The 25,575-nt window shown below is 71.8% G+C and carries 23 protein-coding genes; 11 read left to right on the top strand and 12 right to left on the bottom strand.

The window, feature by feature from the left end; translation table 11 throughout:
- Nucleotides 1-131: 131 nt before the first annotated feature.
- The 3 genes from OG624_RS02160 to OG624_RS02150 form a co-directional block, all read right to left on the bottom strand.
- On the bottom strand, nucleotides 132-3,161 hold the full coding sequence (locus tag OG624_RS02160) for an acyltransferase family protein (RefSeq protein ID WP_371640819.1): 3,030 nt from the start codon (nucleotides 3,159-3,161) through the stop codon (nucleotides 132-134).
- Between the two features lie 14 nt (nucleotides 3,162-3,175).
- On the bottom strand, nucleotides 3,176-4,858 hold the full coding sequence (locus OG624_RS02155; RefSeq protein WP_371638954.1) for a glycosyltransferase family 2 protein: 1,683 nt from the start codon (nucleotides 4,856-4,858) through the stop codon (nucleotides 3,176-3,178).
- A gap of 265 nt (nucleotides 4,859-5,123) precedes the next feature.
- The gene (locus tag OG624_RS02150) at nucleotides 5,124-5,729 is read right to left on the bottom strand and encodes a TetR/AcrR family transcriptional regulator (RefSeq protein WP_033225327.1); all 606 of its coding nucleotides are present in this window, start codon (nucleotides 5,727-5,729) and stop codon (nucleotides 5,124-5,126) included.
- 137 nt (nucleotides 5,730-5,866) lie between these two features.
- Between OG624_RS02150 and OG624_RS02145 the strand changes: the two genes are divergently transcribed.
- On the top strand, nucleotides 5,867-6,799 hold the full coding sequence (locus OG624_RS02145) for an alpha/beta fold hydrolase (protein ID WP_371587075.1): 933 nt from the start codon (nucleotides 5,867-5,869) through the stop codon (nucleotides 6,797-6,799).
- A 77-nt stretch (nucleotides 6,800-6,876) separates the two neighbouring features.
- On the opposite strand, the gene OG624_RS02140 is transcribed toward OG624_RS02145, so the two are convergent.
- On the bottom strand, nucleotides 6,877-7,521 hold the full coding sequence (locus OG624_RS02140) for a ScbR family autoregulator-binding transcription factor (protein WP_033225438.1): 645 nt from the start codon (nucleotides 7,519-7,521) through the stop codon (nucleotides 6,877-6,879).
- 189 nt (nucleotides 7,522-7,710) lie between these two features.
- Nucleotides 7,711-9,000 (bottom strand): FAD-dependent monooxygenase, encoded by a 1,290-nt coding sequence (locus tag OG624_RS02135; protein WP_371638953.1) that lies wholly within the window; start codon nucleotides 8,998-9,000, stop codon nucleotides 7,711-7,713.
- Nucleotides 9,001-9,098: 98 nt separating this feature from the next.
- Between OG624_RS02135 and OG624_RS02130 the strand changes: the two genes are divergently transcribed.
- The 5 genes from OG624_RS02130 to OG624_RS02110 all read left to right on the top strand — a co-directional run bounded on the left by OG624_RS02130 (nucleotide 9,099) and on the right by OG624_RS02110 (nucleotide 13,690).
- Nucleotides 9,099-9,848, top strand: coding sequence for a TetR/AcrR family transcriptional regulator (locus OG624_RS02130; RefSeq protein ID WP_371587073.1), 750 nt, complete (start codon nucleotides 9,099-9,101; stop codon nucleotides 9,846-9,848).
- A 56-nt stretch (nucleotides 9,849-9,904) separates the two neighbouring features.
- Complete coding sequence (locus tag OG624_RS02125; RefSeq protein WP_371587072.1) at nucleotides 9,905-11,122, top strand: epoxide hydrolase family protein; 1,218 nt, start codon at nucleotides 9,905-9,907, stop codon at nucleotides 11,120-11,122.
- 10 nt (nucleotides 11,123-11,132) lie between these two features.
- Nucleotides 11,133-11,639: a DinB family protein gene (locus OG624_RS02120; protein ID WP_051763800.1), complete on the top strand. Its 507-nt coding sequence runs from the start codon at nucleotides 11,133-11,135 to the stop codon at nucleotides 11,637-11,639.
- Between the two features lie 85 nt (nucleotides 11,640-11,724).
- Nucleotides 11,725-12,321: an MBL fold metallo-hydrolase gene (locus tag OG624_RS02115; protein ID WP_371587071.1), complete on the top strand. Its 597-nt coding sequence runs from the start codon at nucleotides 11,725-11,727 to the stop codon at nucleotides 12,319-12,321.
- Between the two features lie 70 nt (nucleotides 12,322-12,391).
- Nucleotides 12,392-13,690, top strand: coding sequence for an MFS transporter (locus tag OG624_RS02110; protein WP_266446865.1), 1,299 nt, complete (start codon nucleotides 12,392-12,394; stop codon nucleotides 13,688-13,690).
- Here OG624_RS02110 and OG624_RS02105 read toward each other — a convergent pair.
- Nucleotides 13,672-14,169, bottom strand: a complete 498-nt coding sequence (locus OG624_RS02105; RefSeq protein ID WP_371638952.1) for a C40 family peptidase — start codon at nucleotides 14,167-14,169, stop codon at nucleotides 13,672-13,674. The two genes, OG624_RS02110 and OG624_RS02105, sit on opposite strands and share 19 nt — an antisense overlap.
- 287 nt (nucleotides 14,170-14,456) lie before the next feature.
- Between OG624_RS02105 and OG624_RS02100 the strand changes: the two genes are divergently transcribed.
- Nucleotides 14,457-15,500 carry a S66 family peptidase gene (locus tag OG624_RS02100; RefSeq protein ID WP_371587069.1) on the top strand — a complete coding sequence of 348 codons (1,044 nt, stop codon included), beginning with the start codon at nucleotides 14,457-14,459 and terminating at the stop codon, nucleotides 15,498-15,500.
- A 7-nt stretch (nucleotides 15,501-15,507) separates the two neighbouring features.
- Here the strand turns inward: OG624_RS02100 and OG624_RS02095 are convergent, their stop codons facing one another.
- Together OG624_RS02095 and OG624_RS02090 are read right to left on the bottom strand one after the other, a co-directional pair.
- Nucleotides 15,508-16,320 carry an ABC transporter permease gene (locus tag OG624_RS02095; RefSeq protein WP_033225334.1) on the bottom strand — a complete coding sequence of 271 codons (813 nt, stop codon included), beginning with the start codon at nucleotides 16,318-16,320 and terminating at the stop codon, nucleotides 15,508-15,510.
- Complete coding sequence (locus tag OG624_RS02090; RefSeq protein ID WP_371638951.1) at nucleotides 16,317-17,348, bottom strand: ATP-binding cassette domain-containing protein; 1,032 nt, start codon at nucleotides 17,346-17,348, stop codon at nucleotides 16,317-16,319. The genes OG624_RS02095 and OG624_RS02090 overlap by 4 nt, the downstream gene beginning before the upstream one ends.
- Before the next feature lie 180 nt (nucleotides 17,349-17,528).
- On the opposite strand from OG624_RS02090, the gene OG624_RS02085 reads away from it, so the two are divergent.
- A complete protein-coding gene (locus OG624_RS02085; protein WP_371638949.1) occupies nucleotides 17,529-18,566 on the top strand; it encodes a PucR family transcriptional regulator in 1,038 nt (345 codons plus the stop codon).
- 12 nt (nucleotides 18,567-18,578) lie between these two features.
- On the opposite strand, the gene OG624_RS02080 is transcribed toward OG624_RS02085, so the two are convergent.
- From OG624_RS02080 to OG624_RS02070, 3 genes are all read right to left on the bottom strand, one after another.
- Entirely contained in the window at nucleotides 18,579-18,854 is a 276-nt protein-coding gene (locus tag OG624_RS02080) for a hypothetical protein (RefSeq protein WP_161297532.1), read from the bottom strand.
- Nucleotides 18,855-18,994: 140 nt separating this feature from the next.
- Complete coding sequence (locus OG624_RS02075; protein ID WP_266355968.1) at nucleotides 18,995-19,474, bottom strand: lamin tail domain-containing protein; 480 nt, start codon at nucleotides 19,472-19,474, stop codon at nucleotides 18,995-18,997.
- 433 nt (nucleotides 19,475-19,907) lie between these two features.
- Nucleotides 19,908-20,807 (bottom strand): aldo/keto reductase, encoded by a 900-nt coding sequence (locus OG624_RS02070; protein WP_371638948.1) that lies wholly within the window; start codon nucleotides 20,805-20,807, stop codon nucleotides 19,908-19,910.
- Between the two features lie 121 nt (nucleotides 20,808-20,928).
- Between OG624_RS02070 and OG624_RS02065 the strand changes: the two genes are divergently transcribed.
- Nucleotides 20,929-21,315 carry a DUF6296 family protein gene (locus OG624_RS02065; RefSeq protein ID WP_371638946.1) on the top strand — a complete coding sequence of 129 codons (387 nt, stop codon included), beginning with the start codon at nucleotides 20,929-20,931 and terminating at the stop codon, nucleotides 21,313-21,315.
- Between the two features lie 18 nt (nucleotides 21,316-21,333).
- On the opposite strand, the gene OG624_RS02060 is transcribed toward OG624_RS02065, so the two are convergent.
- Nucleotides 21,334-22,461 carry a carboxylate-amine ligase gene (locus OG624_RS02060; protein ID WP_371638945.1) on the bottom strand — a complete coding sequence of 376 codons (1,128 nt, stop codon included), beginning with the start codon at nucleotides 22,459-22,461 and terminating at the stop codon, nucleotides 21,334-21,336.
- A gap of 324 nt (nucleotides 22,462-22,785) precedes the next feature.
- Here OG624_RS02060 and OG624_RS02055 point away from each other — a divergent pair, with 324 nt between their 5' ends.
- Entirely contained in the window at nucleotides 22,786-23,055 is a 270-nt protein-coding gene (locus OG624_RS02055) for a DJ-1/PfpI family protein (protein ID WP_371638943.1), read from the top strand.
- A gap of 239 nt (nucleotides 23,056-23,294) precedes the next feature.
- The gene (locus OG624_RS02050) at nucleotides 23,295-25,571 is read left to right on the top strand and encodes a SpoIIE family protein phosphatase (protein ID WP_033225346.1); all 2,277 of its coding nucleotides are present in this window, start codon (nucleotides 23,295-23,297) and stop codon (nucleotides 25,569-25,571) included.
- The last annotated feature ends 4 nt before the right edge of the window (nucleotides 25,572-25,575 follow it).

Genomic DNA, 25,575 nt, shown 5'->3' with positions numbered 1-25,575 from the left:
AGGCGCCGGGCGTGCTCCGGGAATCCCGTGGAGCGCGCCCCGCTCGTGGACCGTTCACCGGTCCGGAGCGAGGCGCTCCCCCCGCCGCAGGTCCGTACCTCCCTACCTCGGCGCGCCGAGGCTTCGTACCGCTACGTGTTCCGCTCCCGGACCGAGACGTCGACGTGGTCCACCCGCATCGCATGGCCCGGCTCGGTGGCCGGACCCGCGTTCGCGCCGTCGGCGAGCGGCAGAGCGCCACCGACCGCCACGTTCAGGATCAGGAACAGCCCGTGGTCCACGGCCGCCTTCCAGGTACCGGGATCCATCCCGTCCGCGGTCACCCGGTGGTACACACGCCCGTCCAGATACCAGCGCACCTCCTCCGCGCCCGGCGCGCGGTCGACCTCGACGGCGTACGAGTGGAACGCCGTTCGGCAGCCCGCGCACGGCTGTGGACCGGAGGTCAGGCCGGCGGGCTCCCGGCACGGACCGCCTTCCAGGACACCGCAGTGCATCGTGGCGAAGACGGTGTCCCGCCCGTTCACGGACTCCATGACGTCGAGCTCCCCGACGCCGGGCCACCCCGTGTACCCGTCCCGTAGCGGTGCTCCCAGGGTCCAGAAGGCAGGCCAGTATCCCGCGGCCTTCTCCCCGGTCACATCGGGCAGGGCGATCGACGCCTCGATCCGCAGGACCCCACCCGCCGGCGGCGCGAAGTCGGAGCGCCGCGTCTCGATCCGCCCCGAACTCCACAGCCCTTCCTTACGGGTGGGCACGATCTCCAACGCGCCCCGCCCGTCGAGTCGCACGTTCTCGGTCGAATCGGTCATGGTCTCGATCTCGCCGGTGCCCCACTGCGGCGCGGGGCAGCCCGGATAGCAGGTGCCGATGTCGTGCACCCAGTCGGCGGCGGACGGCGGGGCCCCCGCCGGGCCGTCGAAGTCGTCGCGCAGCAGCCGCGTCCACCCGTCCGCCCCCGGGGTCCCCGCTCCGGGGCTCCCCGCGCCACGCGCGGCCGGCAGCAGTCCGGCCTCCATGAGCAGCCGCTCCAACCGGCCGGTCAGGACCACGGCCGCCACGTTCGTCAGATGCGCGTCGTCCCGGTAGAGCAGGATCCGGTCGAGCACGGCCGGGCAGGTCGGCCCGTCGCCCGGGCACAGGACCTGGTTGACGCCGACGCTCCGTACGCCGGGCAGGGCGCCCGACGCGATCCGCCGAGCCAGTGGATCCGGCCACTGGGCCTGCGCCCGATCGAACGCGCAGTCCGCGGGGGACTCGGGACTGCCGGAGACGCACGCGGGGATGTCCCTGCCCGGTACGGGAGTGTCCTCGACGTACACGATCGGCGCGCCCAGGGCCCGCAGCGGCGTCAGCGTCCTCTCCCACGCCTCGGCCAACAGCTCCGCGTCGTCGGTGTACCGGTTGAGCGAGGCGATCACGATGAGCCGCGGCTTCGGTCGGTGCCGCAGTCGCTCCAGGGAGTCCGCCCGCCAGGTGTCACACTCCCGGTAGGCCCGGCCGAGCTGCGGACTGTCCACCGCCAGATCCGGCAGCGGGCAGCCCTGCTTCACCAACTCCTGCAGCGCCCAGCCCCGCTGCGAGGCCAGCGCCAGCATCGGGGAGAACCACTGCCCGGCGTGCGAGTCGCCGAGCAGCACGATCCGGTCCGGGCTGTCCACCGCGCCGAACAGGCAGTCCGGGCTGCGCGTCTCGGCCGGGGCGACCTCACAGGCCCCGTCGGGCGGGAAGTCCCCCCGCGCCTGCGCGGGACTCGGCACCACCGGGCCGTCGACGAGCGGCGTGCCGGCCGTCCGGGCGAGCAGGGTGGGGCCCGCGACGGCACCCGGGGGCAGCCCCTGCGGGTCGACCGGACCGGCCGGGCCCAGCACCCGCAGCGTGGTCGTACCCACCACCAGCGCGAGGGCCACCGGCAGCACGATCGCCGAGACGCCCACCGACAGTCCGCGGCGCGGGAGTTCGGAGACCGTACGGCTGCGGCGCAGCGGCCGCTCGACCCCGTACATGGTGGCCAGGGCGGGCAGTACGGCCGCCAGCGTCAGCGCGGTCTTCGCGGGCCAACCGAGGGTGCCGAGCCGCGCCTCGGCGAGCACGAGCACCGGCCAGTGCCACAGGTAGAGGGTGTAGGAGAGCCGCCCCACAGCCCGGGGCGCCCGCCCCGACAACAGCCGTCCCACGTCCCACGTGCCCGGCGTGTGCCGCTCGCCCCGGCCGGGTATCGCGGCGAGGATCACGGCGGCGGTGGCCAGGGTCGGCACGAGCGCCGCGAAACCGGGGTACGGGGTCCCGCCGTCGTACGACACGACGCACCAGCCGATCGCCACGGCCCCGGCCCAGCCGCACACCAGCCGTAGCGGCCGCGGACCGCGCATCAGGTGCCAGGGCAGCAGGGCGAGCAGTGCCCCGACACCGAACTGCCAGACCCGCGAGGGGGTTGCGAGGTACGCGAGCGATACGGAGTGCTCGCTCCAGTACACCGCCAGCGCGAACGAGGCCAGGGTGAGCGGCGCGGCGACCGACACCACGGCGAGACGAACGGCCCGGCCCCGGCGGACCGCCCGCGCCGCGCACAGCACCAGTACCGCCAGCAGCGGGGCCCAGAACAGGTAGAACTGCTCCTCGACCGCGAGGGACCAGAAGTGCAGCAGCGGGCTCTGGTCGTGCCCGGCGGCGAGATAGTCGGTCCGCTGCGACACGAACCGCCAGTTGGCGAAGGACAGCGCCGCCGCGACGACGTCGTACTCCATGTCGGTACGCCGCAGCGGTACGGTCAGCCGGGCTCCGGCGACGGCCACCGCCGCGAGCACCACCGCGGCGGAGGGCAACAGCCGCCGGGCCCGCCGCGAGAAGAAGTCACCGAGCCGGATCCGACCGGTGGTGATCGCCTCGCGGACCAGCAGGCCGGTGATCAGGTAGCCGGAGATGACGAAGAAGACGTCCACGCCGACGAAACCGCCGGTCGCCCAGGGAAGGCCGGCGTGGAAGGCGAGGACCGCGAGGACGGCGACCGCGCGCAGACCCTCGATGTCGGGACGGAAGGCGGACCGGTGCGGGCTCGGCCCGGACTCGGTGCCGGAGCGGGAACCGGACGGCAGATCTTCGGCCCCCGGGGCGACGCCCCTGCGAAGCCGGCGCCGCACGGGCGTGACGAGGAAGGACATGCGGATGGTGCCTTTCAACTCAGCCAGGGAAGCATCGGGTCGACCCACCCCGATGCCAGCAGGCCGGTCAGCAGGAGGACCGCGGAAGCGGCGACGGTCTCGGGCCAGCGGCGCGGCAGCACACCACCGCGCGAGCGCAGCGCGGCCCGCACCCGGGCGCGCACCGGCCCCGCGGCCGGGTGCAGTTCGGCCACCAGGTCCCGGATCAGCGGGACATTGATCTGGCACTGAACCAGGAGGTAGAGGAGCAGCCCCCAGTTGGGCTCCCAGCCGTTCCGGGCCACGGCCAGCGCGAGTCCGGTGGCTGCGGCGCCGTTGGAGAGGACGAGCCAGACCAGCGAGACGGCGACCACCCGGCGGGCCATCCCGCCCGGGGCCCCCGCACTCCGCGCGCCGGTGGGCACCCAGGCGGCGCTGCGCCCCCGCAGCGTGTGCACGAACGCGGTCGCGGCGGCCACGCTGGTCAGGACGTTGGCCCGGATGACCTCGACCCGCCAGCGGGTGCGGCTGATCCGCGGCAGCAGCACGTGCCACAGCCACAGCGGGGCGAGCAGGGGCAGTACGTGCCAGGGCCGGATGTGGTCCGGGAACCAGAACATCATCACCAGCGGCGGGAGCGGCGCCACGAAGGTGTTCACCGCGGTGGTCAGGTAGCCGACGATGCCCTCGTAGAAGCACAGCCGCATCCGCCACGGGGCGCGCATCCGCCGCAGCACGGGCGTGCCGAGCAGGTGGAGATTGCCCATGGCCCACCGGTACTGCTGGTTGACGAAGGAGGTGACCCGGTCGGGCGAGGTGCCCTTGGCGACCAGCACCGGCACGTACAGGGTGCGGAACCCCTGCGCGTGGAGGGCGAGTCCGGTGTACAGGTCCTCACTGTGGTCGAGCCGGGCGAAGCCGCCGGCCAGGTCCATCGCACGGCGCCGGTACACGGCGTTGCTGCCGCAGCAGATGGCGGCGTCGCTCGCGTCCCGGGACGGTTGGATCCAGCGGAAGAACCACTCCTGCGCGGAGCCGGCGGCCCGCTGGATCCATCCCATGGTCTCGTCGGTGTCGAAGCACTGCGGGCTCTGCACGATGCCGACGGCCGGGTCGGCCAGGTACGGCACGAGATGGCGCAGGAAGTCCGGTCGCGGGGCGAAGTGCGCGTCCAGGATCGCGATGAACTCGGCGCTGCTCAGGGTGAGCGCGTGATTGAGGTTGCCGGCCTTCTTCAGGTGGCCCCGGTCGGGTCGTACGACGTACTCGTAGCCATGCGCGGCGGCCAGCGCGGCGACCTCCGGCCGGTCCGCGTCGTCCAGGACCCAGACGGTGAGCGCGCCGGGCCAGTCGACGGCCGAGACCGCACGGTAGGCGTTGCCGAGGACGTCGAGCGGCTCGCCGCAGGTCGGCAGGTACAGATCGACGCCGGGCAGCGTGCCCGGGCGCCAGGCCCGGACGAGCACCTCGTGCGACTGCCGGGTGAGCCGGCGCAGGCGCAGGCTGTTGACGGAGGAGAGGGCGAGGGCGACGACGTTGAGCGCGAGGACGGCCAGGAACGCCCACAGGGCCGGTGTCCGCAGGGCGAAGGTGAGCATGGTCGCCGCCGTGAACACGAAGGCGAGCGAGGTGCTGACGAGGACCCAGCGCCGCTGCGGTCCGAAGTACCAGTAGAGCTCTTCGTCGGATGGTGGTTGCGGAAGATGATGAAAGGTCATAAAGCCCCCCACGGCTGTGCATGTACCCGTTTCAGGTGGCCCATCCTAGTGTTAAAGGTATAGACCAGTTGTTGCGAGAACGTGGCACCGGAGTCAATGCGCCATGGAATGGCGTGACTTCAATGGTCCAGACCTCTCGGGTCCCATTCGACCGGCCGCTCCCGGTAGGTCCGGGAAGGTGCGGGTCACGTGGGGGTGAACAGTCCTGGAACTCGCCGGGCGGGGGCGCCGGCGGAGTCGGGGCGGAGTCGGTCGGGGTCGGGGGTCAGGTGGTGGTGAAGATCCGGTCGAGGTGGTGGTGGAGTACCGCGACGGCCGATGCGGGCTTCCGCTGGCCGACGAGGATGCTGGTGCCCATGGTCGCCGTCATGGCGAGCAGGCTGATCGCCTCGATGCGCGCGTCGACGTCCGGGTCGGCCAGGCCGCTCTCCTGTGCCTGCTGGAGCAGGCCGGTGACGGCGTTCTCCGCGGCGTCGGGATTGTCGATGAACGGCTGGGCGGCGAGGGCCTCGTCGGTCACCGACAGGATCGAGTACGAGCTGTAGAGGAGGTGGAAGGTGCGGCCCTCCTCGTCGGTGGGGAGGGAGGCCAGCAGCAGCGCCTCGACGGTCGCGCGCGGGCCGGGGTTCGGGCCGACGGCGCGCAGACGCTCGCCCACGCGTGCGGTGAAGCGGTCGGTCAGGTGCTGGAGACCGTAGAAGAGCAGCTTCTCCTTGGTCTCGAAGTAGTACTGCACGAGCCGCAGCGACACTCCCGCCTCCGCCGCGACGTCGCGCATGCCGACGGCGTGCAGCCCGCGCCGCCCGGCCACCTGGATCAGCGCCTCGGCGATCTGGGCTCGCCGCTCCTCGTGGTCCACACGCTTCGGCATGGTCGTGTCTCCGCCCGTCGGTGATGTGCTCGCGTTCGCGGTCCGGACCGCCCGGACTCTTTCATGGTACCGCCGTACCATTTTCATGGTACATTCGTATTACGAAGAATGGGTCTTCGAAGAACCGGAGGTGCCCCGTGCCCGAGAACACCACCCGTCCGCGCCGCGACATCGGCCGCTACGTGAACGACGAACTGCGCGACCGGTACTTCGCCGCCTGCGACGCCGTCTACGCGCTGGGAGCGCCCGCCCGCTCCGAGACGGATGTGGAGACGAGCTTCGGCACCACGCATGCCTACCGGTACGGCCCCGCGGACCCCGCCGCCGAGTCACGCACCCCGGTCGTCCTGATCCACGGCTCCGGCGGCTGCTCCGCCCAGTGGTACCCCAACACCCGCGCGCTCGGAGCCGAACGCCCCGTCTACGCGCTCGACACCCCCGGCGACCCGGGCCGCAGCGTCCAGCGCGAGGAGATGTGGCAGCCCGAGCGGGCCGCGCAATGGATGGACGAGGCCCTCGACGCGCTCGGCCTCGACCGGGTCCACCTCGTCGGCTCCTCCTACGGCGGCTGGCTGGTCATCAACCAGGCCCACCTGCGGCCCGGCCGGCTCGCCTCCGTCACCGCCCTCGACCCGGGCGGCCTGGAGAAGGTCGGGCTGCGCTTCTTCGTGTGGATCTTCGTGAGCCTCTTCGCCACCTTCGCCCCGAAGGCGCTCCGCCCGCGGCTGGCCTCCTGGCTGGAACAGCCGGTGCTGGTCGTTCCCGAACTGCGCGCCATGATCCAGGCGGGCGTCCGCGCCTTCCGGATCCGCCGCCCCGCCCCGCTACCCCTGTCGGACGCGGAACTGGGTTCGATCCGGACGCCGTTCTACCTGGTCATGGGCAAGCGCAGTCTGCTCGTCCACCCCGAGCGCCAGCTGGAACGCGTGCCGCGCCTGATCGCCGGAGCCCGCGCCGAGATCGTCGCCGCGACCGGCCACGGCCCGCAGATCGACCACCCCGACCTGGTCAACGAGCGGATGCTGAGCTTCATGGAGGACGTCGACTCCCGCGCCCCCGCGGAAGCCTGAGCCCGTCAGGGTGGTCTCGCACACGCCGTGGCGAGCACCCCCGTGGTTCGCCACGGCGTGTGCGAGACCACCCTGTGTCAGTGGGTGGAGGTGATCGGGATCGTCCCGGGCGTGCCCGTGGGGTGGAAGAGGGCGATGCGCTGCGGGGGGACGATCGTGGGGAGGAGGAAGTTCCACAGGTCGGTGACGCGGGTGTGGAGGTCTTGCCGGCGGGTGCGGACGTGCGAGGTGACCTGGATGCCGGTGAAGGCGCCGACGAGCAGCGTCGAGAGGTCCTGGATGTCCAGCGACGGGTGGATGTCGCCGCGCTGCTGGGCGGGGGTCAGGCAGGTGCGGCAGGTGTCGATCCAGGCGTCGTACGGGGTCGGGTCGGGGTGGGTGAAGGAGCCGAACTCGATGACCAGGCGGATGCCGGCGCGGATCCGGACGTCGGTGCGCAGTCCGTGGGCCATCTGGTGGCTGAGGTCGATGACCGTCTGCAGGCCCGGATCGTCGGTGGCGGGGACGCGTTCGGCGATCAGGAGCTGCTCGTCCATCAGGGTGCGGGCGAGGGCTTCCTTCGACGGGAAATGGAAGTAGAGGGCGCCCTTGGTGACTCCGGCGTTCCTGACGACGTCGCTGAGGCTGGTGCCCTCGAACCCGCCGAGATCGAACGCGACCGCCGCGCCGTCGAGTATGGCTTGGCGGGTGATCTCGGCCCGCACCTGTCTGGCCCTCGCCACGTTCTGCACGTCCCCCTGATCGCTGCCCGGGCGTCGTTCGCCGCGGTGCGCCGTCAATCTAGTCGGATAACCCGAAAAGAAACCAGTCGGCAGGTACTTTTTCGCGGAGGTGCTGGGCGGTTGGGGGAGTTGTGCGGTTCTTCGGGTGATAGTTCTTCGGCCGACGAGCGCATCGAACCGTCAAAGAACTTACTCCGTAGCCGAGTTGGCGGGCGCGCTCGCGTGGTCGGTGTCGGCTTCCGCGGAGTTGGCCGGGTGGTCCGGGTAGTGGGGGAGCGCGAGGGTGGTCCCTTCCTTCGCCGTCCTGAGCATCCAGGCGAGGACGCGGCGTCTGCTGAGCGCGGTGTTGCGCAGGCGCAGGCCGAGCCGCGACGAGGGGGCGAGGAAGCGCCCTGTGCGGTCCCCGCCCTTCTGGCGTTCCTGGGCGTAGGCGCGCAGCAGGGACTCGTAGCGACGGAAAGCGCCCCGATGGTCCGCGGGTGAGCGCGAGAGTTCGCCGGCCAGGACGTACGCGCCCAGGATCGCGGTACCGGTGCCCATCCCGCCGATGGTCGCCCCGCAGGCGGCGTCGCCGAGGAGGGCGATCCGGCCGGTGGACCAGGCGGGGGCATCGGCGCGGCTGATCGAGTCGAAGTAGAGGTCGTCGGCGGTGTCGAGGGAGTCGAGAAGCCGGTCCACCTTCCAGGGCAGGCCCGCGAACGCCCGGCGCAGGAGGCGTTTGTGGGCCTCGGGATCGTGTCGGTCGTACGCGAGCTCGGGGGCGGCGAAGACCAGGAAGGCGCGGGCCCGGGCGGGGTCGGTGTGGTCCGCGGCGACACTGGCCAGCCGCCCGGGGGCGTTGTGGCCGAGGGAGCCGGCCCCCGGGCGCAGATCCAGGTCCAGGTGGTTCGGCAGGCTCCACGTGGCGGCGTAGTGGCCGAGGTGGGTGACGTGGTCGGCGTCCGGGCCGAAGGCCAGGCTCCGGATGTTCGAGTGGAGGCCGTCGGCGCCGACGACGAGGTCGAAGCTGCGCGGCGGGGCGTTGCGGAAGGTGACGTCCACGCCGGTGGCCGTCTCGGCGAGGGAGGTGACGGAGTCCCCGAAGACGTACTCGGCCCCGGCGGCGAGCGAGGCCCGGTGGAGGACCCGGGAGAGGTCGCCGCGCAGTACCTCGACGTCGCCGCCGGCGAACTCGGCGGGAAGGTGCAGGAGTTGGCGGCCGTCGGCGTCGACGAAGGTCATCGGGCTGCCACCGGTCCGAAGGTGGTGCAGCTCGTCGAGGATCCCCATCCGCCGAAGGACGCCGAGCTGGGTCTCCCCTCGGAAGTCGACGGCCTGGCCGCCCGTACGCAGGGCGGGGGCGATCTCGACGACGGTGGGACGCATGCCGTGGCGGGCGAGTCGGAGGGCCAGGGCGGGGCCCGCGACGCCGGCGCCCGAGACGAGGACGGTCGGGGCCCCGGGGCGAGGCTCGTCGGTGTGTGCTGCCGGTGCGGTCATCGGGGTTCTCCCTGCCGGACATGAAACTGTGTCCATCGGATACGAATTCAATACCGTGTACGGTAGACGCAGTTTTTGTGCGAGCGCAAGGTGAAGCGATGACGAGCGAACAGTGGGGCCCGGCCGTGCGGTTGTTGTGGGGGCCGCCTCCGGCCGGACCCGCGCGCGGACCGAAGCGAGGGCTCACCCTGGAGGGGATCACCCGAGCGGGTATCGCGATCGCCGACGCGGAAGGCCTGGCCGGCGCCTCGATGCAGCGGGTGGCCGCCGAGCTGGCCGTCACCAAGATGGCCCTGTACCGGTACGTGCCGGGAAAGGCCGAACTCGTCGCGCTGATGGTGGAGGGCGCGATGCCCGCGGCGGCGCCGTCACCGGACGGCCCGTGGCGGGAGCGGCTGGAGGTGTGGGCGAGGGGGCTGCTGGCCGGCCTTCGGCTCCATCCGTGGCTGCTGGAGGCGACCGTCGGGGTACGGGTCATGGGCCCGCGGGAGCTCGAGTGGATGGAACGGGCACTCGCCGCGCTGGACGGGTGCGGGCTCACCGGGGCCGAGGCGATGGACGCGGTGGTGCTGCTCGCCGGGCACGTACGCGGCATCGCGGAGCAGGAGCGGGCCGCCGGCCGTGGGACCGGGCCGGGAGGCGGGTCGACGGCGCCGGGGCCGGACGCGCAACTCGCGGCGATGCTGGGCGAGGTGATGCGTACACACGGGGAGCGGTTCCCCGCCCTCGGGGCGGCGCTGGCCTCGGCGGCGGAACACGGCGGGCAGGACCAGGCCCTGGAGTTCGGGCTGGGCCGCATCCTGGACGGGATCGAACTGCTGGTGACCCGCCGCACGGCCGGCACCTGACGCCCCGCACGGGCCGGGCGGACGAGCTGCGAAGGACACGACCTAGCATGCGGGGCATGAGTGATCTTGACGAGCGGTTGTGCGAGTTCCGGCTCGATGTGGGCCAGGACCAGCTGGACGACCTGCGGCAGCGGCTGGCCCGGGTGCGCTGGCCCGACGAACTCCCCGGGGTCGGTCGGGCGTACGGGATGCCGCTCGACCCGATGCGGGAGCTCGTCGCCCACTGGCGCGAGGAGTACGACTGGCGTGCGGCCGAGGCCCGGCTCAACGAGTGGCCGCAGTTCACCACGGTGATCGACGGCGCGCGGGTCCACTTCGCCCACCTCCGCTCGCCGGAGCCGGACGCGACCCCGCTGCTGATGACCCATGGCTGGCCGGGCTCATTCGTGGAGTTCCAGCGCGTCGCGGGTCCCCTCACGGATCCCCGGGCGCACGGCGGCGATCCGGCGGACGCCTTCCACCTCGTGCTGCCGAGCATCCCCGGCTTCGGGCTCTCGGGGCCCACGACCGAGACGGGCTGGGAGTTCAAGCGGGTGGCCCGGGCCTTCGGTGTGCTGATGGAACGCCTCGGCCACCGCTCGTACGGGGTGCAGGGCGGCGACTGGGGCGCCGCGATCTCGCGGGAACTCGGGCTGATCCGGCCCGACCACGTCATCGGGGTGCACCTGAACCTGCTGCCCGGAGGCGGGGCCACGACCGAACCCCGGCCGGAGGAGCTGGCCGTGCTGTCCCCCGCCGAACGGGAGCGGACGCTGGCCTCCTGGGAGCGGTACCAGGTCTTCTCGCGCGAGAAGCAGGGGTACGCCGACATCCAGGCGACCCGGCCGCAGACCCTCGCGTACGGACTCAACGACTCGCCGGTCGGACTGCTCGCCTGGATCGCGGAGAAGTTCACCGAGTGGAGCGACCCCGCGTGCCCGGTGGACCGGGACCAGATGCTGACCAACGTGATGCTGTACTGGCTCACGGGAACGGCCGGCAGCGCGGCCCGTATCTACTACGAGCGGGCGCACGCCGCGTACGCGGGCCGCCCGCCCGAGGTGTCGCGGACCCCGACCGCGCTGGCCGACTTCCCCCGGGACAACTTCATCCCGCTGCGGCACATCGCCGCGCGCACCGACACCGTCGTGCGCTGGACGTCGTTCGACCGGGGCGGCCACTTCCCCGCCATGGAGGTGCCCGAACTGCTGGTGGGTGACATCCGCGCCTTCTTCCGGCAACTGCGCCGGCCGGCATGTGAGAACACGGTGGGCACGGGTCCGCACCGGATGTGATGATCGCCCGGTGATCGATGAACAGCGGACCCGGCCCGTACTGACGGGCGACGAGCGCGCCACCCTGACCAGCGTCCTGCAGTGGCAGCGGGACACCCTGATGATGAAGTGCTCCGGGCTGAGCGAGCGGCAGCTGCGGACGAGGGCGGTCGCCCCGTCGGGGCTGACCCTGCTCGGGCTGGTGCGTCACCTCGCGGAGGTCGAGCGCGGATGGTTCCGCAACGTCCTGGCCGGCGAGGACGTACGGGGCTACTTCCCCAAGAACGAGGCGGGGGAGTGGACCGAGTTCCACGTCGAGGACGCGGACGTGGCCGAGTCGTTCAGGATCTGGGAGGAGACGTGCGAGCGGTCGCGCGCGATCGTGGACGCCGCCGAATCCCTCGACGTGACCGCGCGGTTCGGCGATCAGCCGTACTCCCTGCACTACATCCTGACCCACATGATCGAGGAGTACGCCCGCCACAACGGGCACGCGGACCTGCTGCGCGAGGCGATCGACGGGTCGACCGGGGAATGACCGGGCGATGACCTCGTGACGTGACCCACGAACGACCCGGAAATGAGAGGCCGTTGACGGGACGGTCGCTGTACGGTCCGAAGCCATGCGGATCACGAAGTACACCCATGCATGTGTCCGGATCGAGCAGGACGGTCGGGTCCTCGTCATCGATCCCGGCACCTGGAGCGAACCGTCCGCCCTGGCCGGCGCGGACGCCGTGCTGGTGACCCACGAGCACGTCGACCATGTCGACGTCCTGCGCCTGGCAGGGCTCGGCGTACCGGTCCACGCCCCCGCCGACGCGGACATCCCGGGGTTTGACGTCATCGGGGTGTCCTCGGGGACGGAGTTCAGTGCGGCGGGTTTCCGCGTACGGGCGGTCGGCGGCCGCCACGCCTCCATCTACGGGGGCCTCCCCGACTGCGCGAACCTCGGCTATGTCGTCGACGACGCCGTCTACCACCCGGGTGACTCGCTGCACGTGCCCGAGCAGGAGATCGAGACGTTGCTGGTGCCGGTTCAGGGGGCGTGGCTGAAAATGGTGGAAGTCATCGACTTCGTCAAGGCGGTGGGACCGCGGCGGGCGTTCGGCATTCACGACGCGCAGATCAACGACCGTGGTCTCGGCAGCGTCAACGGCTGGCTGGAACAGGAGACTTCGCACGGCTACCGGTACCTTCGGCCCGGCGAGTCCCTCTGAGGCGCCGACCTCACTCCCGACCCCACTCCCGCCCCCGCCACCTGCGGCGGAGCACGCTACTCTCCCTCGAATGGTTCGACAGGGATCCCTCTCCGTGATGCGGCACAAGCCGTTCACCTTATTCCTCCTGGCACGTCTCATCTCGATGAGCGGGACGGCGATGGCCCCCGTGGCCCTGGCCTTCGCCGTGTTCGGATTCGACAGCAGTCCGGCGTCCTTGGCGATCGTCCTCGCGGCCAACACCGCCCCGCAGTTCGTCCTCCTCCTCGTCGGAGGAGTGGTCGCGGACCGGTTCTCCCGCCGACGGGTCATCGTCATCGGGAATGTGGTGCCGGCCGTCACCCAGGGCTGCGTCGCACTCCTCGTGGCGACGGGAACGGCCACCACCGGGCGTATCGCCCTGTTCGCGGCGCTGGCGGGCTGTGCGTCGGCACTGACCCAGCCCGCCATGAACAGCCTGCTGCCGCAGCTCGTCGGTCCCGGCGAGCTGCAGCAGGCGAACGCGTTGATGCGGTTGCCCGGCAATGTCATCCGCATCCTCGCGCCGGCGGTCGGCGGCGCCCTCGTCGCGTTCTTCGGGCCGGAGCTGACCCTGGGCTGGGACGCCGCCAGTTTCGCGGTCGCCGCGATCCTGTGCAGCCGTCTTGACGTGTCCGGACCCGCCAAGACCACGGCATCAGTGTTCCGCGACTTCAAGGACGGCTGGAAAGAGTTCTCCCGTCTCTCCTGGGTGTGGACCTACACGCTGTCCGGCACCGTGGTGGTCGCCCTCTGGCTCGGCGGATATCAGCTCCTCGGTCCCGTGATGGCGGGGAACAGTCATCTGGGTGCTCCTTCATGGGGAGTCGTCCAGGGGGCCTTCGCGGCAGGCCTGCTCCTGGGCGGGATCGTTTCACTCACATGGAAGCCGTCCAGGATCATGGTCGTGTGCGTGTGCGCCAACCTGCCTCTCGCACTGCCCTTCCTCGCACTCGCCTGGGGTGCGCCGCTGGCCGTACTGGCCGGGGCCGCCGCCATGGCGGGCATCGGTCTGGACATCGCGATCGTCTGCTGGAACACAGCCGTGCAGGAACAACTCCCGTCCGAGGTGCTCGGGCGGGTCAGCTCCTTCAGCTCGGCCGGCGAACTCATGTCCGTGCCACTGGGCTACCTCGTGGTGGGCGCCGCGGCCACCTCTCTCGGTACGGAGTCCGTCCTGCTCTGGAGTGCCGTACTGATGACCTTGGCGAGCCTGGTGCTGCTGCTCGCCCCGAGCGTGTGGGCGGTACGCAGGCTGCCCGCGGACCCGGGTCCGGCCGCCGTCGCGGCGGGAGACCAGGATCGCCGGAGCCGGACCGGCCGGGCGCCCGATCAGGTGGCCCGCCCGTAGCGGACCGCTGTGCTCCAGATCCGCTCCAGTCGCACCCGGGTGCCGGGGCGTGGAGCATGCCAGATCCGGTCGTCGCCGGCGTAGATCCCGACGTGGGTCATGGTCGCGCCGCTGGGGAAGAAGACCAGGTCCCCGGCCGCGCGATCGGCCTCGGGGATGTGGCGGGTGTGCTCGTACTGCTGCTCGGCGGTGCGTGGGAGCCGTTTGCCCGCCTTCTTGAAGGCATAGAGGGTGAGGCCCGAGCAGTCGAAGCGTTTGGGGCCCGTGGCGCCGTAGGCATACGGCGAGCCCTGTTTGGAAGCCGCCACCGCGACGGCTTTGGCGCCATACGGGGCCGCGGCGTGCGCCGGGGCCGCGGGGCCGGTCAGCGCGGCGGCCGTCAGGAGCAGCAGGGAGAGGGCGGCGCGGGCTCTGGGGCAACAACACGGGGGGAGAAGGCCCTTGGGGGCCTTTCGGAAGTCGGTCCTGAACCAGGACATCGTGACACCTCCGCAATCGGTTGGCAGGTAACAGTCAGATCAGTGGTCGGGGTCCTGTTCTCGGTCGCATGCGTCATGGCTCTGACGGCGGACCAGTTTTCTCCGACCGGATCCGCCGAACAGCGCGGGACACAGTCTGATTTGTCTCGATTTTGCTTTCGATTCGAGATCATAGGCCTGAATGATTGCCATATGGGCGCGCCCGACACGCCGGTCTGCGACGCCGGCGCGGGCCCACCCCGGATAATCGGCGCGAGGTCGGATCCGCCGACTTCTATGATCATCGGATGGAGAACCCCCGCTATCCCGCGAAGCCCCGCCCCGGAGACCTGGTCGCCGTGCTGTCGCCCTCGTCGGGCCTTCCCGGCCTGTTCCCGTTGCCCTACGAGTTGGGGCTGAGTCGACTCCAGGACGACTTCGGACTGAAGGCGGTGGAATACCCGACGACCCGGACGATGGGTGCGACGCCCGAGGCGCGCGCGGCCGACATCCACGCGGCGTTCGCGGACCCCGACATCAAGGCGGTGATCGCCAGCATCGGGGGAGACGACCAGATCACCGTCCTTCCCCACCTCGACCGCGACCTGCTGCGCGCCAACCCCAAGCCGTTCCTCGGCTACAGCGACAACACCAACCTGCTCCTGTTCCTGCGGGACTTGGGCATCGTCGGCTACCACGGCGGATCGGTCATGGTCGGCTTCGGACGGCCCGGAGCGATGCACCCGACGACCGCCGACTCCCTTCGGGCCGCGCTGTTCACCTCGGGCGCGTACGAACTCACCGCGGCGAGCACCTACGGGGACGTGAACAGCCCCTGGGAGGACCCGCACACCTTCGAGTCCGAGCCGCTGATGGAACCCGCCGACGGCTGGTCCTGGCACAACGCCGACCGGGTCGTCGAAGGCGTCAGCTGGGGCGGCAACCTGGAGATCATCTCCTGGCTGCTGATGGCCGACCGGGTGGCCCGACCGGTCGACTCGTACGCCGGCAACGTGCTGTTCCTGGAGACCTCCGAGGAAATGCCGCCCGCCGAAGAGGTCTACCGGATCCTGCGCGGCATGGGCGAACGCGGGCTGCTGCGCCAGTTCCCCGCGCTGCTCATGGGCAGGGCCAAGAGCTGGTCGTTCGAGAACCGATTCGACGCCCCGGCCAAGGCGGACTTCCGCCGGCAGCAGCGCGAGGCCGTCCTACGGGCCCTGCGCGAGTACGCCCCCGACACCATGGTGGTGTTCGACGTCGAACTCGGCCACACCGACCCGCAGGTCGTGATCCCCGTCGGCGGCCGCATCCGGGTGGACGGCCCGGCACGCCGGATCGTCGTCACCTACTGAGCTCGGCTCAGCGGTTGTCGGAGCGGTAGGCGCGCATCGCCAGCGGCATGAAGACCGCGGTGATGCCCGCCGCCCACACCAGCGACCAGAAGATGGGCGCGCCCGCCGGCGTACCGAGCAGCAGCCCGCGGAACGCGTCCGACAGCTGGGTCACGGGATTGACCTCGACCCATGCCTGGAGCCACCCGGGCATGGTGTCGACCTCCACGAACGCGCTGCTCGTGAAGGTGAGGGGGAAGATGAAGGTGAAGGCGAAGACCTGCACCTTCTCCACGTCCGCGGCCATCATCCCGATCAGCACCGCCGTCCACGAGACGGCCGCGGCGAACGTCAGCAGCAGCAGCGTCGCGCCGACGAAACCCGCCGGACCACCACTGATCTCGAAGCCCAGCAGCGTGCCCAGCGCGATCATCAGGAGCATGGCCCACAGCTGTTTCGCCAGATCGGCCACGATCCGCCCGAACAACGGAGCCGAACGGGCGATCGGCAGGCTACGGAGCCGGTCGAACACGCCCTTGGTCAGGTCGGTGTTCAACGACATGGCGGTATACATGCTCATGAACAACGTGTTCTGAACGATGATCCCGGCCAGCGCGTACTGGAGGTACTCCTGAGGGGAGCCCGCCATCTGCCCGCCGAAGACGTAGGTGAACAGGAACACGAACATGATCGGCGTGATGCTGTAGTCGACGAGCTCCAGCGGGTTGTGCTTCACCGAGACCAGGCTGCGCCACGCCATGGTGGCGGTCTGCCGCAGGGCCGCCGGCAGCCGCACCCGGCCACCACGCCCCAGGCCGTCCGTGAGGGTCGTGCCGGTCATGACGGACTCCCCGCCTGTGCGTATCGACCATCGGTATCGTCATCGGATCCGGTGCCGCCGGCGCCGGTGTCGGAGTCGCCCTGTGCGGCGGCTCCGGGCTCGGCACGGTGGCCGGTCAGGGCGATGAACACCTCGTCGAGGGACGAACGACGCAGAGTGAGTTCCCCGACGGCGACACCTGCCCCGTCGAGGCGACGTACGACACGCGGCATGAGCGCCGGGTCGTTGACCGGGACGACGATCCCGTCGCCCTCGATCGCGGTGTGCGGCCCGGCCTCCTCGACGACCAGGGCGTGCGCCGTCTCGAGATCGGCCGGACGGACCGGGCGCAGGTGCAGCACCTGACCGCCGACCTGGGCCTTCAGCTCGTCGGGCGTACCGCCGGCGATCACCCGCCCGTTGTCGATGACCACGATGCTGTCGGCGAGCCGGTCCGCCTCGTCCAGATACTGCGTGGTCAGCAGGGTGGTCATGCCCTCCGCCACCAGCTCGCGCAGCATGTCCCACACCTCGCCGCGGCTGTGCGGATCGAGCCCGGTGGTCGGCTCGTCCAGGAAGAGGATCCGTGGTCGCCCGACCAGACTGGCCGCCAGGTCCAGACGCCGCCGCATACCGCCCGAGTACGTCTTCACGGCCCGCCCGGCCGCGTCGCTCAGGTGAAAACGGTCGAGCAGCTCGGTGGAGCGGCTCCGGGCCGTACCGCGCGACATGCCGAGCAGACGCCCGATCATCAGCAGGTTCTCCGTGCCGGTCATGTTCTCGTCGACGGCCGCGTACTGCCCGGTCAGCCCGATCAGGGAGCGCACCCGCCCCGCTTCCCGCACCACGTCGTACCCGCCCACCTCGGCGCGCCCCCCGTCCGGCCGCAGCAGCGTGGCGAAGATGCGCACCGCGGTGGTCTTGCCCGCACCGTTGGGACCGAGCAGGCCGAGCACCGTGCCCGCCGGAACGTCCAGATCCACCCCGTTCAGCGCGCGGGTCTCCTTGAATCGCTTGGCCAGACCCTCGGCCCGGATCGCGTACGTCACGGGATCACCTCGCTCGCGCGGACATCGGCATCCCTTCCACTGTGACGCACGCCACCGACAGCCGCCCCGACGGGCGGACGCCGCGAGCCACCGGAGCGTGCGCCAACTGTCGGCCGCCGTGCCCGGATCGCGCGCCGATCGGCGCTTCTGCTCCCCACCGGGGCGGCCTATCCTCCTGGCATGGAGGCACTGGCCGTACGGCTGTCAGGACTGGATCCGTACGTCGACGGCGCGATCCGCATCATCGCCTTCTACGACACGCTGGCGCGCAGGCGGGTGGACCTGCCGGCGCTCGCCCGCTCCTCGGCGGGCCTGGCCGAGTGCGTGGCCGGGATCCGGATCCACGGCACGGGACGGACGATCCGCGTCGCGGCCGACGGCGCGCCGGCCCCGGACCCGACCACCCCCGCGTCCACCACCGCGCCGCTCACCCTCGACGAGGAGGAGATCGGCGCCGTGTGGCTGGAACGCCCCGGTCCGCCGGGTCCGCTCGACGAGGTCCTCCTCGCCCGGTTCGCCATCACCGCGGCGGCGGCCGTCGAACGGTACGGCCCGGCGCGCACCACGATGGCGGACCCCGCCCTCGTCGAACTGGCGATCAGCTCCGACACCGACGAAGCGGCCGGAGCCCGGGCCCTACGCCTCCTGGGCTTTCCCGCCGACCTGCCGGTCCGCGTCGTCGCCGTACGGGCACGACTCCCGCTCGACAAGATCGGCTCCCTGCTCTGCCCCGGCCGCCTGGTCAAGGCGGCATCCCTCGGCGACGTGGGCGTCGTCCTGGCCACCACCGTCGACATCGCCCGGATCCCGGCAGGCGTGCGCGCGGGCATCGGTGCCGCCGACGGCCCGGCCCGGTCCTGGGAGCAGGCCCGGACCGCCCTCCGCTTCACCACCGCACGCCGACCGGTCGTCCACCACGACGAGTTGGGCGCGTCGGCGCTGCTCGCCCGGCTCTCGCCGGACGTGCTGCGCGGCAACGCGGACGTCGCGGGCATCGCCCGGGTCGCCGCCGCCCACCCCGAAGACCTGGAGACCTTGGACGCCTACTGCGCCACCGGCTCCCTGCGTCGGGCCGCCGACCTCCTGCACCTGCACCACAGCAGCGTCGCCCGCCGGCTCGACCAGATCGGCAAGGCCCTGGGCATCGACATCACCGAACCCGCCGGGCTGATCCGGGCCTCCCTCGCCCTCACCGCGTGGCGACTGCTCGACGACTGAGGAGGGCCCGGCCTACGAGGCTCCGCAGGCGGCGGCAACGGTGGACCGGGGAGCGATCCGTATCCGGTCCCGCGCGTACTCCACGGTTTCCCCCGGCAGGATCAGCAGCCCGGGCTCCCCGTCCTGGCACGCCCCGCCGATCGGCTGCACCTGCACGGCCGGGCCGAGTCCGCCGGCCATGAACACCGTCGGGTCGACCTCCCAGCCGTGCACGGCGAGCCACAACTCCAGCGCCTCCGTGTCCCGTGCCTCCGCGCCACGCGGCCACTCGAACGTCGTGCTCCCCATCCCTGCCCCCTGTAGGTGGTCGGATCACCGCCGTCGATCCTGCCATCCCCCTCTGACAATCGCCGCCCTATAACGCGGCGCGCCCGCACCCCCGCCGTGCGGGGAGTGCGGGCGCTCGTCAGGCAGGCGACCTGTCCGGGTCAGCCGTTGCGGTGGTGCCGGCGGCCGTTCCAGGAGTCGGTGTCGATGACGTTGCCGCGGTTGTCGCGCAGGGTGGCGGTGTCGCGCTCGTCCCAGATCTGGTGGCGGCGGTCCTGGTAGACGTCGTGGCGGGTGTCGCGGCCCTGGCCGGTGTGGACCTTCACGCTGGAGCGGCCGTCCAGGCGGAAGTCGGCGAAGCGGTAGCGGTTGCCCTGTCGGTCGGTGAGGGTGAAGCCGCGCAGGTTGACGCTCCTGCGCCCGGTGTTCTTGACCTCGACCCACTCGCGGTTCAGCGCACGGGCGGAGCGGTCACGGCCGGCGGTCCCGTACTGGACGTCACTGATGACGACCGAGGACTGCCCACCCCGGTGCTCACGTCGGTGGTCGTCGGCGGAGGCCGGGAGGGCGGCGGCACCGACGAGGGCGCCGGCCGCCAGGAACGCGGCGACGAACCGACGGGTGGTGAGAGAAGCAGACATGAAGATGACCCCTTCAACAGACAGCAGCCCGGCCCGCCTCGTGCGGGGCGAGTGGGCCTTGAACCGTTCCCGGCGTCCTGCCGAGGAGCCACACTCTGGCCCCCAACCGCCATCAAAAGCCACCAATTCGGGGCGTGTTGCAGAATGCGGATGTATCGGTGACTCTCCCTTGTATCGGACACATGTCAAGGCCATGTCGCCGCGAGCGGCGGCGGTGCGCCGAACAAGCCTTGGGGGGACCGGAAACGGAGGCCTTCCCCGCCGTTCGTGCCGCCGCCGCCACCCCCTCCCACTCTGCGCCGAACGGGTTCAGAGCCTTGTAACGGCCGCTCCAACCGTTTCTTCGGACACCTGCACGTGAAGGGTTCTGATGTTCTGTCGCGCAGGTCCCCGGAGGCCGGCAGGGGCCGCCGCGGTGCTCACCGCCGGCGCCTCAGGACGCGGAGCGGCCGACCGAACCGAGGAGTTGGAGCTCGTCCCGCGTCAGCCGCAGTGCGCCCGCCGCCACGTTGTCGGCGAGGCGGTCCGGGTCGCCGGTCCCGGGGATGGCCAGTACGTGGGAGCCCTGCTGCAGGATCCAAGCGAGTCGCACCTGCGCCGGTGAGGCTCCGTGCGCCCGGGCGACGGCGCGGACCTCGTCGTGCTCGCCGTGGACGGCGCCGGCCTCGCCCCCCTCTCCCGCGATGGAGAAGAAGGGGACGAAGGCGATACCGCGTTCCGCGCAGGCGCGGAGCATTCCCGTCCGGTCCGGCGCGTCGAGTCCGTAGCGGTTCTGGACACACACCACCGGCGCGATCGCCTCGGCCTGGACCAGGTGTTCCGGGCGGGCGTTGGAGATGCCGAGATGACGGACGAGCCCGGCGTCGCGCAGCTCGGACAGGGCTCCGAAGTGGTCGCTGACGGACTCCTGTCCCATGACGCGGAAGTTGACCACGTCGAGGTGGTCCCGGCCGAGCTGGCGCAGGTTCTCCTCGACCTGGCCGCGCAGCTCCTCGGGACGGGCCGGCTCGGCCCACCCGCCGCAGGCGTCCCGGGCGGGGCCCACCTTGGTGGAGATGACGAGGTCGTCCGCGTACGGCGCCAGGGCCGAGTTGATCAGCTCGTTGGCCGAACGCAGCCGGGAGAAGTAGAACGCGGCGGTGTCGATGTGGTCGACGCCGAGCTCGACCGCCCGGCGCAGGACGGCGATCGCCCGGCCGCGGTCGCTGGGGGTGCCGTCGTGGAAGGCCGCGCTGCCGGTCAGGCGCATGGCGCCGAAGCCGATGCGGTTGACCGTGAGGTCACCGAGCACCCAGGTGCCCGAAGCTGCCGCGGGGACCGTGTGCGACGTCATCTGATTGATCAACTCCATCCGATCGGCCATCGCCCCTCGGTGGGTGGGGGCGCGGCGGGTCCTGGAGTATGCGCAGGTGAGAGGCGTGCCCGGAAGGTATGCAGGGGTGGGGGAAGATCACATGGAGAGCCGGAACCCTGGGTGCGGGCGGGCCGTTGTTCCCGTTGACGGTTCCTCCCCCGGACCACGGTCGGGAGCGCGCGGCCCGATGGGTGTGTCCGATAATGGGCGCCAAAGGGGTTTTCGCTCGGAGGAGGCCGGAATGGAACGGGACAGCAGGTACGAACTGGTATTCGCCGTTCCTGACCATGCGGCGCCGGGAAGCGAGGAATCCGTCCTTGTGCACCGCACCGACCGGACCGGCCCCGGCGGCCATCCGATCTACGCCGACGACACCGGAATCGTGCAGGCGGAGATCAGCGACCAGGGCGACGTACGCATGATCGCGAGCGGCGGTCACCAGGAGCCCGCCTCGCGGGTGAGCGTGCGCGCCGTCCCCGGTGCCTGAGAGTCTTCGGCGAGCCGTTCAACCGCGGACGGTCAGAGCGGCCAGGTGGTCGACCACGTCCCGGAGGCGGCCCCCGCGCCGGAGGGCGGCGTGCTGGCGGGCCGCTCCCGTGCCGTCCCGGCGGAGCCGGTCGAGGAGGCGGTGGACCTCCGTCTCGTCACCGGCCGCCCGCAGCCCTGGGCTCGCCGCCCCGACCAGGGCGGCGATCTGCGCCTCGGCGGGTACGGGGTCGCCGGTGAACGGATCGAGGGCGAGGCCCGTGGCACCGTACCGGGCGGCGTACCGGTGTGCGTCGCGCAGGCGCGCGACCGAGATGTCGGGCGGCGGCCGGCCCTCCTCGGCCTGACCGAGGAACGTGGCGCACAGGCCGCGCAGGAGCAGCGCCACGAGGAGAGTGGTGTCGAGGTCGGCGTTGGTGTCCGCGACGCGGAACTCGACGGTCGGCTGGTGCTCGGACGGGCGCGCGAACCAGTAGATCATCCGGCGGTCCATGAGGACGCCCGAAGCCACCAGGGCGTCCGCGGCCCTCTCGTACGAGACGGGGTCCAGCAGCGGAGAAGGGCCCGCGGTGGGCCAGCGGCCGAATTCCAGGGCGCGTCGGCTCGCGTAGCCGGTGTCCAGCCCGCCGGTGAACGGCGAGTTCACGGCGAGGGCCTGGAGCGCGGGAAGCCAGGGACGTACGCGGTTGGCCAGGAACAGGGCCTGCGCCCGGTCGGCGGTGCCGACATGGACGTGGCAGCCGCACACGATGCCCAGCCTGCCGTCGACGAGGTCGCCGAAGTGCCGGGCCATGCGGTGGTAGCGAGGCGTGTCGGTCACCGGGATCGGCGCCGTCGGCGGTACCACGGGGGTGCCGGAGGCGACGAGCATGCAGTGCGAGGCCCGCGCCGCGTCGGCGACGGCGGCGCGGAGGTACCGGAGCTGGGCCCGTAGATCGGTGGCGGTGATCGCGGGACGGGTGCAGACCTCGACCATGCAGCGGTAGAACTCCGCCTGCACCAGTTCGCCGAGCGCGTCCGAGGTCGCCTCGATCACCGGCCCGGCACGCGCCACCGGAGCCCTGGTCGAGCGGTCGACGAGGAGGAACTCCTCCTCCACCCCGACCGTCGACACCACCGGCTGCCCGATGGCGGTCGGAATCGGCATGGGTATCTCTACGGCGCTTCTCCCCGGGCCGGGACCCGGGGAGAAGCTCGAACGACTGCACGGTTCAGTGGCGGTCATGTATCGCATTTACCCAGAAAATAGTCCTGAAACGACAAATCGGACCAAGCTGCCCGGACCGGCCTGCCGGAACGGGCTTGCCGCACGCCGGTACCGGCAGGCGCAGGACGTACCCGGAATCAGCCCCTCCGCCTCTGGACCCCGGCAAACCGCCGCCGGCACCGAACCCTGGAAAGCCGTGCTCGGAGCCGGCTGGAACCCTCAGCCGGCTCCACGAAACCGGGCCGCGTCCAGGCCTTCCACCACTTGGACAAGGCGGGCACACATCCCGTCGACCAGGTCCTCGCGAGCCGTACGGTCGAGAGCTTCGACGCCCTCGTCCTGCCCGGCGGCGTCGCCGATCCCGACGCGCTGCGGACGAACCCCTTGGCAGTCGAGTTCACCCGCGGGTTCTTCGAATCCGCCAAGCCCGTGGCCGCGATCTGCCACGCCGCCCCCGCGACCTTGGTCACCAGCCGCAAGCCGGCCGACCTGGACGACTTCTGCACGGCCCTCGTGAAGGAATTCGGCGGCTGACCGCCGCTCCGTGGGGGGGCATCTGGTCCGCCCTGCGGTCGTTCCCGCAGGGCGGCATTCGGCTTCTTCCCGAGGGACCGCGCCGAAAACCTTCGCGGTGGCCGGGGCAGACCGTCCCCCGTGTGGCCCTCGGAGCCGGCGCCCCGGCCGTCCCGCGCCGCTGCGCGGGCCCGAGTAGACTCGATCCGGATCTCTCCCTCACGCGGTCGGCGCCGTCCCCCCGGCCCACCGGAGGCGACATGGACGTCCCCGCCGACGGACCGGCCACCCGGCCTTCCCTCGATCCCGGCGGCCTGCGGCGAGCCGTACGCGCCCTGACCGACGAGATCGCCGAGCTCCGGGCCGAGCGAGCGGATCGTCACCTGCTCGATCTGGCGACCGGGATCCTGGTCGCCCAGCTCTCCACACCGCCCTCCGCGGCGGCCGACCACCTCAGCCGGCTGGCCGCGAGCACGGGCGTGGACGCGCCCGACGTCGCCGCGGACATCGTGAACGCGGCCGCCGGGTCCACCGAGGCGGCCCCCCGTCCGCCCGCCGCCGAGGACCACCCGGCAACGGCGCGCCGGCTACGACGGACCGACGCCGCCCTGGGCGTGGCCTCGGCCGCCGGCCAGGCCGCCGAAGCACTGCTGCACGGCGGTCTGAGCCACCTCGGCGTACAAGCGGTATGGCTGTGGCGCAGAACCGCCACGGACTGCCTGGAGCTGGCCGCGCACGCCGGCGGGAACGATCTGCAGTCCACACACTGGCAATGGCTGCCCTCCCACGTGGACGGCGCCCTACGCAGCGCACTGGACACGGGTGAAACCGGCTGGCTGACCCACGGCCCCCCGGACGGGGATCCGCTGCCCGGACCGGTGCCCGATGCCGGGCGGGCCGTTCTCCCCCTGCGGGACCGGGGCGGCGTCGTCGGCGTCCTGCTGGCCTGCTGGCCGGGGCCGGTGGCGTTCGACCCACCCATGCGCGAGGAAGTGCAGGCGGTCGCCGAGAACGCGGTGCGGGTCCTGGACGCCGCGCCGGATCCGGAGGGCTTCGGCGACCCGCTGATGCTCCGGATCCTGCTGGACTGCCTCACCGACGCGGCGCTCGCGCTCACCCGTACCGAGGGGCCGGACGGCCCCGACTGGCTCATCGCCCATGCCAACCCGGCCGCGGCACGGCAGCTCGCCGGCGTGCCGCGGCCCGCCGGGCGCCACCTGGCCGAGGTGCTGCCCGCGCACTGCATGGACCTGGTACGCCTGATCGACGAGGCGCGCACCACGGCCGCTCCGCGCCGGGTGGACCGGATCGCGAACAAAGGCGCCGGGGCGCTGATCGACGTACGGACCCTGCCACTCGGTCCGGAGCGGGCCGTGGTCCTGTGGCACACCTCCGACGACCCCGGCCTGCTGCTGCCCTCGGTACTGGGCCGACTGGACCACCTGGCCCTGTTCGAGGACGATCTCGTCAGCGGGGTGTCGCGCTGGGGCGAACGCGCGTACTCGATCTTCGGGATGGAACGGGGCGGCCCCGGCATCCCGCTGCGCGACCTGATGCCCCGGACCCACCGCGACGACAAGGGGCAACTGGCCGCGCTCCTGGAGGCTCTGACCGTACGCCAGGAAGGTGCGCACACCCTGATCCGGGTGATCCGGGACGACGGCGGCATGCGCCACCTGCGGATCAGCGCGGAACCGCTCCTGAACGGGCCCGTCACCGTGGCGGTCACCGGGGTCTTCCAGGACGTCTCCGCCCAGCACCGCACCGAACTGGCCCTCGGCGCCACGTACGACCAGCTCACCGCCGCGCAGGCGCAGGCCGTGGTGCGCCACCAGTTCGTCCTTCAGCTCCAGAAGGCCATCCTGCCCGAGGTACCGACCTCGATCCGGCTCCCCGGGCTCCTCGTCACCGCCCGCTACCGGCCCGCCGCCCAGGACTACCGGGTGGGCGGCGACTGGTACGAGGTACTGCCGCTGCCCGAGGACCGGGTGATGCTGGTGGTAGGCGACATCGCCGGGCACGGGGTCGGCGCGGCGACCACCATGGTGGCGCTGCGCAACGCCCTGCGGGGCCTCGCCTTCACCGGCGGCTCCGCCGGGCAACTGATGGGGTGGCTCAACGGCGTCGCGTTCGCGGACCCGCGGCAGTCCACGGCCACCGCGGTCTGCGCCCACTACGACCCGCACGACCGCGTCCTGCGCTGGTCCAGCGCGGGCCACCTGCCGCTGATCCTGCTCAGGGAAGGCCGGGCCGTGCTGCTCGACACGCCCCGGGACCTGCTGCTGGGCGCGGCGCCCTCGGTCGTCTACAAGGAGACGGTGACCCGGCTACGAGCCGGTGACCTGTTGGTCTTCTACACGGACGGGCTCGTCGAGCGGCACCACAGCTCCCTCGACGACGGGGTGGAGCGACTCAGCCGCATCGTGGAGCGGCACGCGGCCGCCGAACTCGACGACATGGCCGACAGGCTGCTCGCGGAGGTGCGCGGGGACACGGACGACGACACGAGCCTGGTGCTCGTCCGGGTCCTGCAGTAGGGGA

Source organism: Streptomyces virginiae (genome assembly GCF_041432505.1).
GTDB lineage: Bacteria > Actinomycetota > Actinomycetes > Streptomycetales > Streptomycetaceae > Streptomyces > Streptomyces virginiae_A.
This window is presented reverse-complemented; position numbering and strand designations above follow the sequence as displayed.